Genomic DNA, 19,523 nt, shown 5'->3' on the forward strand with positions numbered 1-19,523 from the left:
CCGCTACGAGCGCAAGCCGGAACACTTCCTCGCCTTCACCGCCATCGCCGCGACCCTCATATGTCACCGCCGACTCACCAAATGAAATGGCGTCTTATCCGCCATGCTGCCGCCTCCCAGCAGCGATACTGGATGCATGGACACGACGATCGCCGCCCCCCGCGCCGAGGTGCTGCGGCTCCGCTACCGCATCCGACTGCCCGAGCGGTTGCAGGAGCTGGTCGGCCCTGTCGAGGGCGATGTGGACCTGCCGCTGCACATTGTCTGGTCCGGGCGGACGAGCTACAGCCTGGACCGTCCGAAGTCCCGTATGACGCTCTACCGGACCGTCCTTGCTGAGGGACTGAGTGAGGATCTGGTGGCCCTCCTGCACCACCGGCTGCTCACCGAGCAGTGGCCCGTGCTGCGGCGCTTGATCAGTCCCTACATCCGCGAGGTCTGGGAGGACGCCTTCCCCGAGCTGCTCCGCACCGACACGACCGCCGCGTGAAGCTCACTCCGCTCCACGAGCGGCTCCTCGCCGACATCCTCGATCTCGGCTCCCCCTACCCTCTGGTCCTCACCGGCGGATACGCCGTGCAAGCCCACGGCCTGGTCGAACGCTTCAGCCGCGACCTCGACGTCGCCACCGAGAATCCCGCTCCGATGCAGGAGATCGTCGCCTCACTCACGACAGGTCTCAGCGCGCGCGGATGGCGGACCACGCACGTCCAGACCGATCCACTCAGCGGCCGGTTCCTCGTCACCGATCCGGACACCGGCGAGGAGTGCGAGGTCGACGTCCTAAAGGAGGCGTTCTGGGCTCCGCCCGCCCAGACCCCCTACGGCCCCGTTCTTTCCCTCGACGACGTGATCGGCACCAAGGTCCGTGCGCTCGCCGACCGCGGCACCGTCCGCGACCTCATCGACGTCCAGGCTGCCTCCCGCCACCGCTCCACCGCCGACCTCGAATCCCTGGGCCGCCGTCGCGCCCACGACGAGTTCAGCCTCGAAGATCTGCGGGACCGGCTCGTCGGCGCTGACTGGTACGAGGATGAGGACTACGCCGCGTACGGGCTCACCTCCCGGCAGATCGAAGAACTCAAGGCGTGGGCGCTGGAGTGGGCGGAGGATCTGGGGGCGCGGATTCATGACGAGAACGCCTGAGATACGGTCCCACGTCCATCCCCTCTACCGCCGTTGCAACGAGAGGATGCGGTGTAGCCAGCAGGTTCCAACCCGGAGCCGTCCACGGTGGGTGGCTGCCCTGCACGGCGGATGTGTCAATCCCCTCGAATCGTGGAGACCTTCCTATGCAGCCAGCTCCTCATCGAGGCTGGCCCAGTAGTCGTGTTCGTAGTCGATCGGGCTCTTGAAGCCGCACACGCTATGTAGCCGACGGTTGTTGTAGAGGTCGGTGATCCAAGTCGCGATCCGGATCCGGGCCGCGATGCGTGTGGCGAAGGCTTGCCGGTGGACGTACTCGACTTTCAGCACGCTGTTGAACGCCTCGCTGACGGCATTATCGAAGCAGGAGCCGACCCGGCCCATGGACTGGAAGACACCCAGCCGGCGACAGGCCCGGCGGAACCTTCGAGAGCCGTACTCGCTGCCGCGGTCCGTGTGGAGAGCAATGAGCAGCGAACTGGGGGACGTCGACGTCGTAGAGACCGAACAGTTGCGGCAAGGTCATTCCTGACACTGAGGCAGAAAAAGGTACTACGTGTCGCATCTTGCGTGCAGTCCGTGACAGCTGGGGATGTTGGTCGTTGTGGCGGAGAAGTGTTGAAAGTTCACGGTCAAGCGGTAGCGACCGGCCCCGTAGGCGGCGGTGGTGTGACTGGAGCGCACCGGGATCGGTGGAGGGTCTGATGTGCCCCTGCTGTGGCGCTGTGCCGCCCCTTCCAGTACGACGAGCCTGCGGAAGCTCCAGACGAACGGCCCCGGTTCCGTACCCTCGTCGGCTGCGATCAACTTGAGCACCTGGTCCACGCTGTCGATCTCGGGGAGCAGCGGGTAGTGCGGGCCGAGCTCGCCGATGTGCCTCCTCCCATGCCTTGAGCACATAAACCGGTCCGGCCGCGTCCAGCCATTACGACCAGGTATCGCGTAGCGGCGTCGGTCACGACGGCAGGCTCGATCAGCAACGGCCCGCCCGAGCCGGTACGCCGGGTCAAGATGAGAGGGACCCATTCGCGCTCCCGTGCTGCTGCCCTGTGGGGCACCTCGTGCAACGATCCTCGTACCCGTGCGAGCGGGCTGGTACGGCAGGCGAAACGAAGCGGCCGGACGCGGGAATCGACGGGTTCACGCCGACCGCCGTTTCCGCGCCTTCCTCTTCCTCGACGATCTACGATCGGTAACCGGGGGATCACACAGCAAGGGGGGCGGGGATGACCGCTGAGCGGGGCGGGTCGACGGCGGCCGAGGTGGAGCAGGCGATCCGGGCGGCCGAGGAACTTATGGACCGCGAAGGGCTGGCGGGCGGGGCGGAGGTGGCGGAACCGGTCGGGCCCGAGGCGACGTGTGCGGCCGTCGAGTGGCTCGGACGTCTGTTCGTGGAGCTGCCCGGACAGATGCGGTACGGGCTGCGCCGACAGCGGGACAACGGCGGGGACCTGTCGACCGACCCTCTGCAGGGGCTGTCCGAAATCGTGCAGAACGCCGACGACCTCGGGGCGAACAAGGTCAGGATTTTCGTACGTGACACGGAACTTCTGGTAGCGCACGACGGGCGTCCCGTACGGCTGACCGATGTGATGGCGCTGGCCATGCCGTCGCTGACAAGCAAGGACGACGACCCCGACGCCACCGGGCGGTTCGGCATCGGGCTCATGACCCTCCGGCGTCTGTCCCCAGTCCTGGAGATCTTCTGCGGCTTCTACCGCGTCCGGATCGGGGACCCTGAGGTGTCCCTCGCCGCCCCCTTTCCGGTCCCCTCCTGGTTCGCTCAGGACGGTTGGACAGTGCTGCGTATTCCGCTCGCGTCCCCCACCGACGTTCAGGGGCAGGATGTGGACGACTGGCTTGCCGCATGGGGTGACGAGGCGTTGCTCTTCCTCGACCACGTGCGCACGGTCGAGCATCGGCGTGAGGGCGGTGACGTACACACCCGGCTCGCCTTGGAGTGGGGCGAACCCGATGCCTATAAGGCCGTCATCGGCGGCCGGGACACCATGATCGACGTGCGCACAGCCCGGTCGCCCGGTGGCATGACCTGGCAGGTCAGCCATGCCACCGTGCCGAGCCCGCCGGACGTGCCGAGGATTCGGAAGGCCGCGGGGGAATCGACTGGCCTTACCGTCGCGATCCCGCTGCACGAGGGCGCGGGCGACGAGGTTGCCGGGCAGGTGCATGTCGGACTGCCCGTGACCGAGCTGGGACTTCCGTTCCGGGTCGGCGCCCAGTTCGATCCGAACCCGAGCCGTCAGCACCTTAACGACACCCCGTGGAACCAGGCGCTGCTTCCCCTGCTGGCCGACCTCTGGGCCGCCGCCATGGTGCGACAGCTTTGGCTGAACCCGACCGCGGCATGGCAGTGCCTGCCTCTGCCGCACGATGTCCGGTCGCCCAAGGGGCCTGTACACGACCTGGAGCTGCAGTTCCTGACCCTTGCGCGAGCAAGGGTGTCGTACGCACTGCGTCTGCGGACGCCGCTCCACGGTGACCTCGGACTCGCCGACCTCGCTGTCGGCGACGAGGCGCTTCTGCGAGCGCTCTCGGAGACGGAGATCGCCCAGGTGGCCGGGCGTACGGCCGTACTGCCTCCGGCGGCGCGGGATGCGGAGGGGCGGTGGCAGGACGTGCTCGCGGACTGGGCTGAACACGACGGTGCCGCGTCCGGGACCGTCACCCTCCCGATGGCTGTGGACGCGCTCCTCGGAGATGTGTCCCGGAGCCCGGAGGCGACGGTCGCACTCGCTTCCGTTGCCATTGCCGAGGGCGCGATCTCGAAGCTTCGATGGCATAACTGGCTGGTGGACGACTCCGGAGCACGGCACCGGGTGCCCTGGTTCGGCGCCGCGGAGTTCTTCACCGACAAGGCGCAGGGGCTCTCGAAGGTGCTTGGGCTCAGCCACGTCCTGCACCCGGCCTTCGTCGCCGAGACTGGGGCAGCGGCCCGAGTCCGTTCGTGGCTGAGTGAACAGAAGGTCTTCGTCACGGGCGCGGATCCAGTGCCCGCCATCCGTCAGCTTGCCGCCCGTGGCGCCCAAAAGGACACGGCACCTCTGGTCCTGGACGATGGTCAACTGGTGGCGCTGCGCGACGGGTTCCTGAGCGTCCCTGTGAAGGAGCGCCCACGGCTGGGCAAGGACGTGGGCCGCGCCGTATTGCTGCCCGGCCGCCGGTTCGGGCCGGGTGGCCGTCGGGAGGACGTTCAGGTCAGGCCCGTGGATGCATATCTGCCAGCAGGGTTGGACAGTGTGGACCGGGAGGACAGCTTCGAGACGGCCGCAGGTACCGCTACCGGCCTGACGTGGCTGCTGCCCCGCTATGCCCAGGTCCTGCCCGGGGCGGGGACGGGTCTGGGTGCTCGGGCCTTCTTCCACCTGCTCGGTGCCGAGAAGGGACCACGGCTCCGGCCCCACCCCGGAGTCGAGCACCGGTTCACCGCCTCGTCCCCGAGCGAGGGACTGCCGGCCCGGGTCTCTGGCGGCCCTGCGGAGAGGTCGCAGGACCTCCGTGACAAGTCGGCCACCTACACCCTGGAGGACTGCGACAGCCCTGATCTGATGGCCGTCGTCCATGACATCGCGGCGGAGAAGGACGGGCGGGTACGACGCCGACGAGCCGCCGCGCTACTGCGAGTGCTGGGACGCAACTGGGGCGCCTTGTCCGAGCACCGTAGGGTCCGCGCCGTCTTGGACTACCACACTTGGAATTCCCGCGGGGAGACGGACGGTTTTTGGCTGTGGCAGTTGAAGACCACGGCGTGGCTGGACAACCAGGATGGCGCACCGACCGCTCCCTGTGGCCTGCGTGAGCGCACGACCAGTACCGTCGCCGTCTACGGTGCGGACAGTGCCGGATTCCTGCACCCCGACCTCCAGCAGGCGGTGGGCCGACGAGGAGAGGTGCTCGTTGCTCTCGGCGTCACCGGCGAACCGGGTGTCGCCGACCTCCTGGAGGCGCTGCGTCGTCTGCGCGGCCGGGCAGCCGACGCCCCCGACCATCCGGCGGCGCAGCTCCTCTACCGAGCGCTCGCCGAGCGACTGGCCGCTCACCGGAGCAAGGACGCCACGCAGGTGACCGCCACCGTCGTGCGCGCGTTCGGGCAGGGCCGCGGGCTGGTTCTCACGTCATTGGGATGGCGTCGGCCGGGCGATTGCTTCCGCGGCCTCCCGGTCTTCGGCCGGTGGGCTGCTTTTGCGCCGTCGTTCAAGGGCAGTGACGCCCTCTGGGAGGCCCTCGGGGTTCCGAAGGCCGGTGTGGAGGACGTGGTCCGGGTTGTCAGGGACGTAGCCCGTGAGGCGAGGGAGCGGGGTGTGCGGGCGCCGGTCGACGCCGAAGCCGAGACCGTGGTGCTCGAGACATTGCAGATGCTCGCCAGAGCAGTTGGCGAGCGGCCCGAGAGGGTGACAGCCTCCATGGTGGGGAGACTGCCGTTGCGCACGAGCCGGGGTTGGACCAGTAAGCGCCCAGTCTACGCGGCCGACGCGACGTTGGCGGAGGCCCTGGGCTCACGGATCCCGGTGTGGCTGCCGGGCGCGGAACTCGAACAGTTTAGGGCGCTCCTCGGACCCCTGCGGGTGACCCAGCTGGGAGCGGCGGACATTACTTTCCGTCCCGCGGAGGAGGCGCCCGTCGACAAGGAAGCGACCGACCTGGTGCGTCATGCGCTGGATCTGCTCCGCGAGGACCTACAGCGCAACGCCGTCGCCGTCGCGGGATCCCTCGACTGCCCGTGGGAGGACTTGGCCGAGGTCGAGGTGCGGATCACCTCGTCGCTGGAGTGTCTGGTCTCCCTCCCCGGTGGGGAACCAGTGCGGGGGCCGGTGCGTACCGCCCTCGACTGGGACTCCCGCACGCTGTGGACGGTGGACCGCGAGCTGTTGGGGCGACCGTCGGAGGCGGGCCGGGCCATCGCGACTCGTTTCACGGAGGACCGGCGGCAGGTCGCCCACTCCTGGGCGGCCGCCTACGAGGAAGCGGAGCGCGGAAGAGAGGCGGTGCGGCTCGAGCTGGCCGAGGAGCGGGTCGCACAGGACCAGGCGGCGACGGATGCCAAGCGTGCCCAACGCCTTGCCGCGCTGGAGACCGAAGTCAAGACGGCTCAGAACAAGGCAGACAGCCGGCCGCCCGCGTCGGTACCCCTGCCCTCGGTCACTGTCCGCCCGGCCTCGGCCGTCCCATTGTCGGCACCGCGAGAATTCGTCGATCCGGCAGCTCTCCGCATCACTGGCATCCGCCCGACCACCCAGGCGTCGCCATCCGCTGGTGGTGTGCCCGGGGCTGGCGGAGGTGTATCCCCCAGGACCCGCCTCACCCCGCCCGCCTACGCACCGGCCGTGCCCGCACCGCGTCCGGTCCCCCCTGCCCCCAACATCGGCCGCCAGGAGAAAGTGGCTCTGGACCTCCTGCGCAAGGTTCTGGGCACTGAGCAGGAACCGGAGTGGCTGCGCGATCTACGGCACCAGCACGGCGTGGGGGCCGACGCCGTGGACGCGCTCGATCGGTTCTACGAGCTGAAGACGACCTATGGCCCCGAGCAGGACACGGTGACCCTCACCGCCAAGGAATGTGAACGGGCGGCCTCGGGAGCCGAGTTCTTCCTCGTCGTGGTATCCGGGCTTGCGGCGGACTCCGATCCTGTCCTGCGCATCGTCCCGGATCCGCTGCACCGACTGCGCATCCGCCCGAACGGAAACGTCATGCTCACCGGGATCAAACAGTCCGGAAGCCTCATCGTTGAATTCGGCGCAAGGGAAGAGCCGGAGCCTTCTTGACTTTCCTGCTGCGGGGTACAGCCCTCGCCCGTTACGGACTTGAGGCAGCCGAACGGGATGCACAAGGACTGGTCTCTCCCGCATTCGCCGGTTCGGTGCCCTGGGGCAGCGGGGACCAGGCCGAGGGCGTCGGTGCTCAGGTGCCGCTTGCGTCCTTCGGACTTGTTGCCGGCGACGACGGGCATGATTTGAGGCGGTACCGGTGTTCGCTTTTCACGCAGAGCTAGGTGCTACCGGCAAGCGACTCTTCCTGCCCCTCACTTATCTGATTTGCCGTCAGGTAAGTCAGCATCTGATCAGTATCAGTCCCTCACATTCCGAGACAGCTGTCCGAGCAGACGCCTCGCCGGCGGCGTCACAACAGCCTGGTTTGCGTGGAAGTGCAGGCAGTGAGCCTTCTCCCCAGACTGAAGCGATGTTCCTTACAATCATCGACTTCGACGAGTGCCCGTGTACAGTGAAGACCGCCCTTGACCTGCATAAAGCTGGCAGGGAGCCGTCTTCCAGGAGTCCAAATGCTGCGTACTCTGTTCAAGTCCAAGATCCATCGCGCCACCGTCACCCAAGCCGACCTGCACTACGTGGGATCGGTGACCATCGACGCGGACCTCCTCGACGCCGCCGACCTGCTCCCCGGCGAGCTGGTCCACATCGTCGACATCACCAACGGCGCCCGGCTGGAGACGTACGTCATCGAGGGGGAGCGGGGCTCGGGGGTCGTCGGGATCAACGGGGCGGCCGCCCATCTCGTCCACCCCGGCGACCTGGTGATCATCATCAGCTACGCTCAGGTCACCGACGCCGAGGCGCGTACGCTTCGGCCGCGGGTCGTGCACGTCGACCACGGCAACCGGGTCGTGGCCCTCGGCGCCGACCCGGCCGAGCCGGTACCGGGCTCGGACCAGCAGCGCAGCCCGCAGGCCGTGTCGGCCTGACCGAGGACCAGGAGGGCGACATGAGCGACATCGAGATCCGCGACGACCGGGCGGCCGGCCGTCTGGAAGCGGTCGTCGGCGACGAGGTCGTCGGTCACATCGAGTACTTCGTCCTGGAGTCGCCCTCCCGGGCCCTCGTCCCCGTCCACACGATCGTGGAACCGGAGCACGAGGGGAAGGGCATCGCGGGCTCCCTCGCCCGTGAGCTGTACGCGATCTCGGAACGCGAGGACACCCCGGTGGCCCCGCTCTGCCCGTACGTCGTCAGGTGGGCCGAGCGCCACCCCGACGTGGCGCCCACCCCGGACCCCGAGCTGCTGCGCGCGGCGAAGGAGTGGCTGGTCGCCCACCCCGGCCGCTTCTGAGGATCCACCCGTGCTCGCCCTTCTCCACACCTCGCCCCTCCACATCCCCGTCTTCGACGCCCTGCGCGACGAGGACCACCCGGGTCTGGAGCTACGACACCTCGTGGCACCCGAACTCCTGGCCCGGGCCCGCCGCGAGGGCCCCGAGGCGGTGGCCGGCGACGTCGCCGCGGCCCTCCGCCGGGCGGCGGCGAACGCCGATGTCCGGGCCGTGCTCTGCACCTGCTCGACGATCGGCGAGGTCGCCGAGCGGGCCGCCGCCGAGGTGGCCGTACCGGTCGTCCGCGGCGACCGCCCGATGGCCGCCGCCGCGGTGGCGGCGGGCCCCCGCGTCACCGTCCTCGCGACCGTCGAGAGCACCCTGGCCCCCACCCTCGCCCTGATCGAGGACGAGGCCCGCCGCGCGCACCGCCCGGTCCGCGCCCGCGCCCAGCTCGTCCCCGACGCCTGGACCCGCTTCGAGGCCGGCGACACCGAGGGCTGCGCCCGCCTGGTCGCGACCACCGCGGACACCGTCACCGACACCGACGTGATCGTCCTCGCCCAGGCCTCCATGACCCCGGCCACGGACCTCGCCACCACAACGGTCCCGATCCTGTCCAGCCCCCGCCCCGGCCTGGCCGCCGCGGCGAAGGCGGTCCGCCCGGCGTGAGTGCGTGGCCCGCCGGTCGGGTAGGTGGCACATAGACCCCCAGAGGCGAAATCCAGCCACTGGCCGGAGGCCACCATGACCACCCCACACCCCCCGGACCCCTACCCCACCCCGGTACCCACCCCCGAACCCTCCCCAGCCCCCGAACCAACCCCGGTCCCACCACCCCCCGCCCCACCGACCCCCTCACCCACCCCCATCCCCCCGGACCCCGAACCAGTCCCCACCCCCGAACCAGGACCACCTCTCACCTGAGCGAGCCCTCAGCAGAAATCACATAGCGGCACCCCAACAGCCGCACCGAGACAGCCCCGCACCGGACCGCCGTCATTAGCCCGGCACCACCCCCCCAGGGGCGCGGGGAACTGCGCAAAATCCCACCACGCACCCGCACCGGACCGCCGTCATCAGCCCGGCACCCCCCCAGGGGCGCGGGGAACTGCGCAGAGCCACAGCTCACCCGCACCCATCCGACGAGCGGAACCCCCGCTGCTACGCCGAGACCTCGCTCCGGTCCCCGCCCCACAGCGTGTGGAAGGAGCCCTCCCGGTCCACCCTCCGGTACGTGTGCGCCCCGAAGAAGTCCCGCTGCCCCTGCGTGAGCGCCGCAGGCAACCGCTCGGCCCGCAGGGCGTCGTAGTAGGCGAGCGCCGCGGAGAAGCCGGGTACCGCCACCCCCTGCCGGGTCGCCGCGATGATCACCTCGCGCCAGTCGTCCTGCGCCCCCGCGATCTCCCGCGCGAACGTCTCGTCGGACAGCAGGCTCGGCAGGTCGGCGCGGGCGTCGTACGCCGCGCGGATCCGGTCGAGGAAGGCCGCCCGGATGATGCAGCCGCCCCGCCAGATCGAGGAGACGGCCCCGAGGTCGATGTTCCAGTCGTACTCGTCGCTGCCCGCCTGGATCTCGTGGAAGCCCTGCGTGTACGACACGATCTTCGACGCGTACAGCGCCTGCTCCACCCGGTCGGCGAACGCCGCCGCCTCCGCCTCGGAGAGCGGTGCCGGCTTCGGCCCGGCCAGCCCGCGGGACGCGGCCCGCAGGTCGGCGTGGCCCGACAGGGACCGCGCGAAGACGGCCTCGGCGATGCCCGACACCGGCACGCCCAGGTCGAGCGCGATCTGGACGGTCCAGCGGCCGGTGCCCTTCTGCTCGGCCTGGTCCACCACCACGTCCACGAACGGCTTGCCGGTCGCCGCGTCCACGTGCGCCAGCACCTCGGCCGTGATCTCGATCAGGTACGAGTCGAGCCGGCCCGTGTTCCAGGTGCGGAAGATGTCCGCGATCTGCGCGGGGGAGTACCCGGCGACATCGCGCAGCAGCTGGTACGCCTCGCCGATCAGCTGCATGTCGGCGTACTCGATGCCGTTGTGCACCATCTTCACGAAGTGCCCGGCACCGTCGGGGCCGACGTGCGTCACGCAGGGCGCGCCGTCCGCCGCCGCCTTCGCCGAGATCTTCTCCAGCATCGGGCCGAGCGAGTCGTACGACTCCCTGGGGCCGCCCGGCATGATGCTCGGCCCGTGCAGCGCGCCCTCCTCGCCGCCGGACACGCCCATGCCGACGAAGTGGATGCCCTGCTCGCGCAGCGCCTGCTCACGGCGCCGGGTGTCCGCGAAGTGCGCGTTGCCACCGTCGATGATCATGTCGCCGGGTTCGAGGAGCGGCGCGAACTCCTCGATCACCGCGTCCGTCGGGCCGCCGGCCTTGACCATGATGACGAGACGGCGCGGCCGCTCCAGCGCCGCCACGAACTCCTTGGCGGTCTCGGCCGCGATGAAGTCGCCCTCGTCCCCGAAGTTCTCCACCAGCTCGTGTGTCTTGGACACCGTGCGGTTGTGCAACGCCACCGTGTAGCCGTTGCGCGCGAAGTTCCGGGCGAGGTTGCGGCCCATGACCGCCAGACCCGTGACGCCGATCTGCGCCGTAGTGCTCATACCGCCTGCTCCTCAAAGATCAAGTCGATCCCGTAGCACGTGCAAGAGATGCTGCCGTCGCTCGTGCCCGCCAGTATTGCCCAAAGGCCATCCTGACTCGCCGTTCGACCGGCCGCACTTGCAGATACGGACGGCAGCGGCCGACGCCTCAGTAGCCTCACCGAACGCTTCGGAGAGGTACGGAAGAGGTACGGAGGCGGTACGGGAGAGGCGCATGAGAACGCGGCGTGTTGAAGAGGCGTCAGTTCCGGTTCCCACCGCGTCCCTTCACCACGTGACGGCCGTTTCGCCAGGGGCGAGAGGCGGCTGATTGCCCTCTTGTCATGGCCTGTTCGGGGCGCTTACTTTTGGCCTTCCTGACGCGCGTGGCGAGGGGGGCTCCAGACATGGCCGAACGCGGCCGGCACCGCCGGTACCAGCCGAACCGGATCAACCGGGCCTCGCTCACCGTCACGGCGGGCGGCGCCGGTCTGGCGATCCCGCTGGCCGCCGCCGGGAGTGCCGACGCGGCCTCCGTGTCCACCTGGGACAAGGTCGCCGCCTGCGAGTCCAGCGGCGACTGGCACATCAACACCGGCAACGGCTATTACGGCGGGCTCCAGTTCACCCAGTCCACCTGGGAGGCGTTCGGCGGCACCAGATACGCGCCGCGCGCCGACCTCGCCACCAAGGACCAGCAGATAGCCGTGGCCGAGAAGGTCCTCGACGGGCAGGGGCCGGGTGCCTGGCCCGTCTGTTCGGTACGGGGCGGGCTCACGCGCGGCGGCGACGCGCCGGACGTGCACACCGAGAGCACCCGCACCCGTCCGGCCAAGAGTTCCGTACGGGACGTACAGCCGCAGACCACGCCCCAGTCCCGGGCCGGGAAGGCCGAGATGTACACCGTGGTGCGCGGTGACACGCTCTCCGGGATCGCCGAGGAACACGACGTCAACGGCGGCTGGCACCGGCTGTACGCGGCCAACCGGGCGACCGTCGGCTCCGACCCCGACCTGATCCTGCCGGGCCAGCGGCTCAGCCTGACCGGTGAGGCAGCGGCCAAGGCGAAGGCGGGGACGAAGGCCAAGCCGAAGGCCAAGCCGAAGGCAAAGACCGAGCCCAAGCCGGCCGCCGAGACCAAGAAGGCCGCCCCGCGCACCGGCCGCACCGTCGTCGCCCCGGTCGACGCCCCGATCGGCACGCCGTACCACGCGTCCGGCTCGCACTGGTCGAAGGGCTACCACACCGGCGTCGACTTCCTCGTGCCCACCGGAACCTCGGTGAAGGCCGTCGAGGCCGGGCAGGTCGTCACGGCGGGCTGGGGCGGCTCGTACGGCTACCAGGTGGTGATCCGGCACGCCGACGGCCGCTACTCGCAGTACGCCCATCTGTCGGCGATCTCCGTGCGGGCCGGGCAGAGCGTCTCCGCCGGCCAGCGGATCGGCCGCTCTGGTTCCACCGGGAACGCCACGGGCCCGCACCTGCACTTCGAGGTGCGGACGGGGCCCGGTTTCGGCTCGGACATCGACCCGGTCGCCTATCTCCGGGCCGGCGGCGTCAGTATTTGACCCGCGTCCGGTGCCGGTCGAGGAGCGGGCCGTGCACGTAGTCGGCGGCGGGCAGCAGGACGTCGGGCACCTCCGCCGGGGACGAGGTGCGCTGCTGCGGCATCTCGATCCGTGCCGGGCCTGCCGCCGGGCCCGCCGCGTCGCCGTCCGCCGCCGCGCCGACGGTGAGCACCGCGCCGCCCACCGGCTCCGGAGCCGGCTCGGCCGGACCTGACGACCTCGCCGGGCCCGCTGCCGCGAGTCCCGCTTCCGTGAGCCCGGCCTCCGCCAGTTCCACCAGTGCCTCGACCAGCGGCTCGGGGGACGCCTCGGGCAGCGGCTCCGGGACCGTCTCCGCCGGGTGCGGGGTGTGCTCCAGGCGCTCGGTCGTCAGCAGGATCAGGCCACCCGCGGCCACCACGCCGCAGCCGAGCGCCAGCAGGGTGCCCGTCGTGCCGTAGCGGAAGGCCTCGCCGAACATCGTGATGCCGACGGCGGCCGCCAGCACCGGGTTGACCACCGTCAGGGTGGCGAGCGGGGCGGCGAGGCCGCCGCCGCGGTAGGCGGACTGGGAGATCAGCACGCCCGCGACGGCGTAGACGCCGATCACGCCCAGCCAGAGCAGGTCGGAGACGGCGATCCCGCCGTCCCAGTCGATCGCCACGACCTTGGTGAACACCGAGGACATGCCGAAGGCTATGCCGGACGCGGTGGCGAGCAGCACGCTGCGCACCGCAGGGTGCCGGTGTGCGGCCCGGCCCGCGATCATCAGCGCGACCACCGCGCCGCCGGTGACCACGGAGACCCCGATCCGCCCGGCGGAGTCGAGGGTGTGCGAGTCGGAGGTGCCGACCAGGGAGAGCAGTCCGGCCAGACCCACGGTGGCCATGATCGCGCCCCGCCAGGCGGTCGCCCCGGCCCTGCGGCCGACGAACAGGGCCGCCATGGGGAGGGCGAACACGATGGTGAGCGCGCCCAGCGGCTGGACCAGGCTCAGCGGGCCGTAGGCCAACGCCACGACGTGCAGCAGGCCGCCGAGGCCGTTGAGCGCCATCGCGCCCCACCAGCTCGGGCGGCGCAGCGGCGCGTACTGCTCGTCGGGGGAGGAGACCGCGACCTGCTCCTGCACGATCGCGCCGCCGGCGTAGGCGACGGCGGAGACGAAGGAGAGCAGGACGGACAACGCGAGGGCGCTCATGTACGGCTCCTCTGCGTCAGGCACGGCCCTGGGGCCCCGCTCGGTGATCGGTCGGCTTCCATGAGCAACACTCTGCCGTCCCCGGTGCTTCCCGTCGTCGTACCTGAGCACCCAATGAGTCGTACTACCGATGGAGTAGGAGAGGGCCCTGATCATCCCCAGGGTGGGTGACGGCGGGTGGAGGAGCGGGCAGCCGGAATCCTAAGAACCCTGGTACTACTGCTGTTCGTGGACCTCGACCCTGATCTTGCCGCGCTCCGGCCGCTCGGCGGCTTCTTCGTGCTGCGGACGGTCCGATCGGCGGCCGGAGATCCGGGTGCGGCGCTGATCGACGAGCTGCCGACTCTCGCAAAGGCCTATAAAAATCTCAGGTCGGATGTTTACCGAGATGTCCTAACTTTCCGTGTCGAGGCTGTCGCGAGGGGTTTGCGGACCTCCGAGCTCCGGGTCGCGGCCTCCATCGCCCATCAGGCGCTGGCCGCGCGGCTCTGGTCCGTGGCCCTGGGCTGTGCCGTCCGGTACGGCGGCCTCCCGGATCTCGACCCCCGCCTGCTCCGCTGGGACACCGGGGCCGGCGCCCCCGACGACCTCTGGCTCACCGAGGTGCGCCCGCTGCCCGGCGGCGCCGATCCGGCCGTGCTCGCCGAGGCCGTCGTACACGGTCATCTCGAACCCCTGGGGGAGGCCGTGCGGGCCCGCTACGGCGTGGCCGCCGGCCTGCTATGGGGCAACGCGGGCTCCGCGCTGGCCGGGGCCGCACGGGAACTGGGCCGCTGGGCGCGTGCGAACAACCGTACGGATGTGGCCGTCCGGACCCGCGCCCTCACCGACGCCCTCTTCGCGCACCCCCGGCTGAGCGCCACCGGCACCCGCACCGGCCCGGCCTTCCGGCGGCGCAGCTGCTGCCTCTACTACCGGGTACCGGGCGGCGGGGTCTGCGGTGACTGTTGTTTCACACAACCACCGCGCTCTTCCCCGCGCGCCGCATCTGGGTGACCATGGACCAACCGGGCGTGGAGAGCGAGGGGTTGCGGGTGCGAGTCGGACTGCTGACCCGGGAGTACCCCCCGGACGTCTACGGCGGTGCGGGTGTTCATGTGGAGTTCCTCGCCCGGGAGTTGCGGCCCCTGGTCGACCTGGAGGTGCACTGCTGGGGCGAGGGCCGCGGGGTCGGCGTCGTCCGGCACCGCCCCTGGTCCGCCCTGGACACCGCCAACGACGCGCTGCGCACCTTCTCCGTGGACCTCGCCATGGCCGCGGGGCTCGAAGGCCGCGACCTGGTCCACTCCCACACCTGGTACGCCAACCTGGCCGGTCATGTCGCGAAGATGCTGTACGGCGTCCCGCACGTCGTGACCGCGCACTCGCTGGAGCCGCTGCGCCCCTGGAAGGCCGAGCAACTCGGCGGCGGATACGCCCTGTCCAGCTGGGCCGAGCGCAGCGCCGTAGAGGCCGCCGACGCCGTGATCGCCGTCTCCGGGGCCATGCGGGCCGACATCCTCGGCTGCTACCCCGCCCTGGACCCGGCCAGGGTCCACGTCGTGCACAACGGCATCGACACCGCCCTGTACCGGCCGGACCGCTCCACCGACGTGCTCGACCGGATCGGCATCGACCCAGGCCGCCCGTACGTGCTGTTCGTGGGCCGTATCACCCGGCAGAAGGGTGTGCCGCATCTGCTGCGCGCCGTACGGGACATCGACCCGGCCGCGCAGGTGGTGCTGTGCGCCGGGGCGCCGGACACACCCGAGATCGACCGGGAGTTCCGCGAGCTCTTCGAGGAGCTGAGCCGGGTCCGCGAGGGCGTGCACTGGATCCCCCAGATGCTGCCGCGCGCCGACGTCATCCAACTGCTCACGCACGCGGCCGTGTTCGCCTGCCCCTCGGTGTACGAACCGCTCGGCATCGTCAACCTGGAGGCGATGGCCTGCGGCACACCGGTCGTGGCGTCCCGGGTCGGCGGCATCCCCGAGGTCGTCGAGGACGGCAAGACGGGCCTGCTGGTCGATCTCGACGACGACTTCGAGGCGGGCCTGGCGCGGGCGCTGGACGCGATCGTCGGCGACCGGGAGACGGCCCGGCGGATGGGCGAGGCCGGACGCGAGCGGGCCGTCGGGGAGTTCGGCTGGGACGCGGTGGCCCGGCGCACGGTCCGGCTCTACGAGGAGATCCTCAAGCAGGCGTAACGACAGGCGTAACGAACAGGCCGCCTGTTCGACGCGATGCCGGTGCAGGCTTAGCGGGTGTGCTCCCAGGGCAAGCATGGAGCACCAGGGTGAGGGGAGCGGCCATGCGTCGTGGTGGACCTTCGGTACTCGGGATCGTGCTGGCCGGTGGGGAAGGCAAACGCCTGATGCCGCTGACCGCCGATCGCGCGAAACCAGCTGTCACCTTCGGCGGGACATACCGTCTGGTCGACTTCGTCCTGTCCAACCTGGTCAACGCGGACGTGCTGCGCATCTGCGTGCTGACCCAGTACAAGTCGCACTCGCTGGACCGGCACATCACCACCACCTGGCGGATGTCCAGCCTGCTCGGCAACTACGTCACACCGGTCCCGGCGCAGCAGCGGCTCGGCCCGCGCTGGTACCTGGGCAGCGCCGACGCGCTCCTGCAGTCCCTGAACCTCGTCAACGACGAACAGCCCGAGTACGTCGCGGTGTTCGGCGCGGACCACGTCTACCGCATGGACCCCCGGCAGATGCTCCAGCAGCACATCGAGGGCGGCGCCGGGGTCACGGTCGCGGGCATCCGGGTGCCGCGCACCGAGTCCTCGGCGTTCGGTGTGATCAAGCCCGGCTCGGACGGGCAGACCATAGAGACCTTCCTGGAGAAGCCCGCGGACCCGCCGGGGCTGCCGGACGCCCCGGACACCGTGTTCGCCTCCATGGGCAACTACATCTTCAGCACCAAGACCCTGATCGAGTCGCTGCACCGGGACGCGGAGGACGACGACTCGGTGCACGACATGGGCGGCTCGATCCTGCCCCAGCTCACCGCCCGCGGCGAGGCCCAACTCTACGACTTCGGCACCAACCACGTCCCCGGCGAGACCAGGAGCGACCGCGGCTACTGGCGGGACGTCGGCACGCTCGACGCGTACTACGACGCCCATATGGACCTGATCGCCGAGCGGCCGGCCTTCAACCTCTTCAACCGCAACTGGCCGATCTACACGCACTCCAACCAGCTCTCCCCGGCCCGCTTCAACGCCGGCGGCATGGCGAGCGAGTCCATCATCAGCGCGGGCTGCCTGATCCGCGGCCAGGTCACCCGGTCCGTGCTGTCACCGGGGGTGCGGGTCGACCCGGGCGCGGTGGTGCAGGGGTCGATCCTGCACGACAACGTCATCGTCGGGCGCGGCGCGGTGGTGCGGGGCGCGGTCCTCGACAAGAACGTGGAGGTCCCGCCGGGCGCGACGATAGGCGTCAACCCGGAACGGGACGGGGAGCTGTACACCGTCTCCAAGGGCGGGGTCATCGCCCTCGGGAAGGGCCAGCTGGTCACGTAAACCCCCTGCTCTGGCCATGGGCCCGGCGCCGACCGCGCGCCGGGCCCGTCACGTGCGCGACGCGCTGCGCGCGAAAACCCCTCCTTGCCGGGCTTTTCGGTCTTTCCCCCTCACGATGCAGACATCGATGTCGAGCTTCGGAGGTCATCCGACATGAGAGGGACCCGGCGCACACGGCTGTGCCTGGCCGGGGTGCTGACAGCGTCCGTGCTGTCCGGCGCCCCCGCCGCAGTGGCCGCCGAACCGGCCGAAGGCCGCCTCACCGACCTGGTGAACCCCTTCATCGGCACCCAGGACGAGGGCAACACCTTCCCCGGCGCGGCCGTCCCCTTCGGCATGGTGCAGCTCTCCCCGGACACCGGGCACAGCACCGGCTACGACTACTCCCAGCACCTGATCCGCGGCTTCTCCCTGGTCCACCTCTCGGGCGTGGGCTGCGCCATCGGCGGCGACCTGCCCGTCCTGCCCACCACCGGGGACGTGACCCGGACGGACTACGCCAAGTACGCCGCCGGGTTCAGTCACGGCGACGAGCAGGCGAGCCCCGGCTACTACCGCGTCGGCCTCGACTCCGGCATCCGGGCCGAGCTCACCGCGACCGCCCGCACCGGCGTCCAGCGCTACACCTTCCCGGCCACCGACAAGGCCAACGTCCTGCTCAACGCGGCCCAGTCGCTGCACAAGCCGGTGAGCGGCGAGGTCGAGATCCTTGACGACCACACCGTCCGCACCAGGATCACCGGCCACGGCTTCTGCCGGGACACCGCCCCCTACACCGTCTACACGGTCACCCGCTTCAACCGCCCCTTCACCGCGTACGGCACCTGGAACGGCACCGCGATCACCCCCGGCTCCCGCACCGGAGCCGGCGGCGCCTACGTCCGCTTCGACGCCACCCGGGACCGTACGGTCGAGGCGACCACCGCCCTGTCGTACGTCGACCCGCACGGCGCCGAGGTCAATCTGCGCGCCGAGGGCGGACGTTCGTTCGACACGGTACGACGGCAGGCCCGGGACGCCTGGGAGCGACGGCTCGCCGACGTGCGCGTCCAGGGCGGCGACCCGACCCTGCGCCGCACCTTCTACTCGTCCCTGTACCGCACCTTCCTCGCCCCCAACGTCGGTAGCGACGCCGACGGCCGCTACACCGGCTGGGACCGCCGGATCCACCGGGCCGAGGGGTTCACCTACTACCAGAACTGGTCCCTCTGGGACACCTACCGCACCCAGGCCCAGCTGCTCGCCCTGCTCGCGCCGCGCGAGGCCCGGGACATGGCGCTGTCGGTGCTGAAGGTCGACGAGGAGGGCGGCTGGCTGCCCCGGTGGGGCTACGGCACGGTCGAGACGAACATCATGACCGGCGACCCGGTCACCCCGTTCCTGACCACCGCCTACCAGATGGGCCTGCTCAAGGGGCACGAGGAGCGGGCCTACCGGGCGCTGAAGAAGAACGCCGACGGCGTGCCGCCCGCCGCCAACCCCGGGATCGGCCGGGAGGCCAACGCCGAGTACCTCGCCGACGGCTTCGCGCCCTACCTCAAGGGCCGCCCGCACACCAAGGTCGGCGACTCCGACTACGACCACGGCGCCTCCGTCACCCTGGAGTACGCCCTCGCCGACGCGATGCTCGCCCAGATGGCCCGGGACCTCGGCCACGGCGCGGACGCGGCCCGCTATGCCGGCCGGGCGCAGAACTACCGCAACATCTTCGACCCCTCCACCGGCTTCTTCCGCGCCCGCGACGCCGGCGGCGCCTTCACCGGCAACCCCGACCCGGCCCGCGGCATCGGCTTCCACGAGGGCACCGCCTGGCAGTACCAGTGGCTGGTCCCGCAGGACCTGCCCGGCGTGATCTCCCTGATCGGCGGCGAGCAGGCCACCAACCGGCGGCTCGACTCCTTCTTCGCGTACGACAGACTGCTCGCCGACCCCGCGAAGACCGCCCGCGAGGTCTGGGTGCACGGCAACGCGTACGCCTACTACAACGCGGCCGTCTACAACCCGATGAACGAGCCCGACCTCATCGCGCCGTACACCTACCTCTCCACCGGCCAGCCCTGGAAGACCACCGACGTGGTGCACGCGGCGCTGACCCTGTTCACCGACGGGCCGACCGGGATGACCGGCAACGACGACCTCGGCACCATGTCCGCGTGGAACGTGCTGTCGTCCATCGGCCTCTTCCCCGTCCAGCCGGGCTACAGCACCTGGGGCCTGTCCACCCCCGTGTTCGACCGGGTCGACGTCCGCCTCGACCGCCGTTACTGGCCGAGCGGCGGCTTCACGGTCACCGCGCCGGGCACCTCGGCCGCCGACCGCTACATCCAGCGGGCCCGCACCGACGGAACCGACTACCGCCGGACGTATCTGACGACCGGTTCGCTGCGCTCCCTGCGATCGCTGGCGTTCACGGTCGGCTCGCGCCCGTCAGAGTGGGGTACGTCATCCGAGGCGGCGCCACCGGCGCTGAGGTGA

The 19,523-nt window shown here is 70.5% G+C and carries 14 protein-coding genes; 11 read left to right on the forward strand and 3 right to left on the reverse strand.

The genetic code is table 11. The features are described 5' to 3' along the window. The first annotated feature begins 136 nt into the window (after positions 1-136). Positions 137-490: a hypothetical protein gene (locus tag ACGFZS_RS15535; protein ID WP_393795475.1), complete on the forward strand. Its 354-nt coding sequence runs from the start codon at positions 137-139 to the stop codon at positions 488-490. Beyond that, on the forward strand, positions 487-1,146 hold the full coding sequence (locus tag ACGFZS_RS15540; protein WP_393795476.1) for a nucleotidyl transferase AbiEii/AbiGii toxin family protein: 660 nt from the start codon (positions 487-489) through the stop codon (positions 1,144-1,146). The genes ACGFZS_RS15535 and ACGFZS_RS15540 overlap by 4 nt, the downstream gene beginning before the upstream one ends. 144 nt (positions 1,147-1,290) lie before the next feature. Here ACGFZS_RS15540 and ACGFZS_RS15545 read toward each other — a convergent pair whose 3' ends face one another. After that, a complete protein-coding gene (locus ACGFZS_RS15545) occupies positions 1,291-1,620 on the reverse strand; it encodes an integrase core domain-containing protein (RefSeq protein ID WP_393796010.1) in 330 nt (109 codons plus the stop codon). Positions 1,621-2,372: 752 nt separating this feature from the next. Here ACGFZS_RS15545 and ACGFZS_RS15550 point away from each other — a divergent pair. The 4 genes from ACGFZS_RS15550 to ACGFZS_RS15565 all read left to right on the forward strand — a co-directional run bounded on the left by ACGFZS_RS15550 (position 2,373) and on the right by ACGFZS_RS15565 (position 8,878). Continuing rightward, positions 2,373-6,926, forward strand: a complete 4,554-nt coding sequence (locus ACGFZS_RS15550; protein ID WP_393795477.1) for a sacsin N-terminal ATP-binding-like domain-containing protein — start codon at positions 2,373-2,375, stop codon at positions 6,924-6,926. 515 nt (positions 6,927-7,441) lie between these two features. Continuing rightward, positions 7,442-7,861, forward strand: coding sequence for an aspartate 1-decarboxylase (gene panD / locus ACGFZS_RS15555; RefSeq protein WP_393795478.1), 420 nt, complete (start codon positions 7,442-7,444; stop codon positions 7,859-7,861). A gap of 20 nt (positions 7,862-7,881) precedes the next feature. Continuing rightward, positions 7,882-8,226 carry a GNAT family N-acetyltransferase gene (locus ACGFZS_RS15560; protein ID WP_355711135.1) on the forward strand — a complete coding sequence of 115 codons (345 nt, stop codon included), beginning with the start codon at positions 7,882-7,884 and terminating at the stop codon, positions 8,224-8,226. 10 nt (positions 8,227-8,236) lie between these two features. Further along, positions 8,237-8,878, forward strand: a complete 642-nt coding sequence (locus tag ACGFZS_RS15565; protein ID WP_393795479.1) for an aspartate/glutamate racemase family protein — start codon at positions 8,237-8,239, stop codon at positions 8,876-8,878. A gap of 492 nt (positions 8,879-9,370) precedes the next feature. Here the strand turns inward: ACGFZS_RS15565 and gndA are convergent, their stop codons facing one another. Continuing rightward, positions 9,371-10,813, reverse strand: a complete 1,443-nt coding sequence (gene gndA / locus ACGFZS_RS15570; protein WP_393668930.1) for an NADP-dependent phosphogluconate dehydrogenase — start codon at positions 10,811-10,813, stop codon at positions 9,371-9,373. Positions 10,814-11,199: 386 nt separating this feature from the next. Here gndA and ACGFZS_RS15575 point away from each other — a divergent pair, with 386 nt between their 5' ends. Beyond that, complete coding sequence (locus ACGFZS_RS15575) at positions 11,200-12,360, forward strand: transglycosylase family protein (protein ID WP_393795480.1); 1,161 nt, start codon at positions 11,200-11,202, stop codon at positions 12,358-12,360. On the opposite strand, the gene ACGFZS_RS15580 is transcribed toward ACGFZS_RS15575, so the two are convergent. Continuing rightward, positions 12,350-13,537 carry a DMT family transporter gene (locus ACGFZS_RS15580; protein WP_393795481.1) on the reverse strand — a complete coding sequence of 396 codons (1,188 nt, stop codon included), beginning with the start codon at positions 13,535-13,537 and terminating at the stop codon, positions 12,350-12,352. The two genes, ACGFZS_RS15575 and ACGFZS_RS15580, sit on opposite strands and share 11 nt — an antisense overlap. A 228-nt stretch (positions 13,538-13,765) precedes the next feature. Between ACGFZS_RS15580 and ACGFZS_RS15585 the strand changes: the two genes are divergently transcribed. The 4 genes from ACGFZS_RS15585 to ACGFZS_RS15600 all read left to right on the forward strand — a co-directional run bounded on the left by ACGFZS_RS15585 (position 13,766) and on the right by ACGFZS_RS15600 (position 19,523). Continuing rightward, complete coding sequence (locus ACGFZS_RS15585; protein ID WP_393795482.1) at positions 13,766-14,533, forward strand: (2Fe-2S)-binding protein; 768 nt, start codon at positions 13,766-13,768, stop codon at positions 14,531-14,533. Positions 14,534-14,571: 38 nt separating this feature from the next. Continuing rightward, positions 14,572-15,723, forward strand: a complete 1,152-nt coding sequence (gene glgA / locus ACGFZS_RS15590) for a glycogen synthase (RefSeq protein WP_355711160.1) — start codon at positions 14,572-14,574, stop codon at positions 15,721-15,723. A gap of 104 nt (positions 15,724-15,827) precedes the next feature. Next, complete coding sequence (gene glgC / locus ACGFZS_RS15595) at positions 15,828-17,048, forward strand: glucose-1-phosphate adenylyltransferase (protein ID WP_393795483.1); 1,221 nt, start codon at positions 15,828-15,830, stop codon at positions 17,046-17,048. Between the two features lie 153 nt (positions 17,049-17,201). Then, entirely contained in the window at positions 17,202-19,523 is a 2,322-nt protein-coding gene (locus ACGFZS_RS15600; protein ID WP_393795484.1) for a GH92 family glycosyl hydrolase, read from the forward strand.

Source organism: Streptomyces sp. NPDC048288, from assembly GCF_043201555.1.
Lineage (GTDB): Bacteria > Actinomycetota > Actinomycetes > Streptomycetales > Streptomycetaceae > Streptomyces.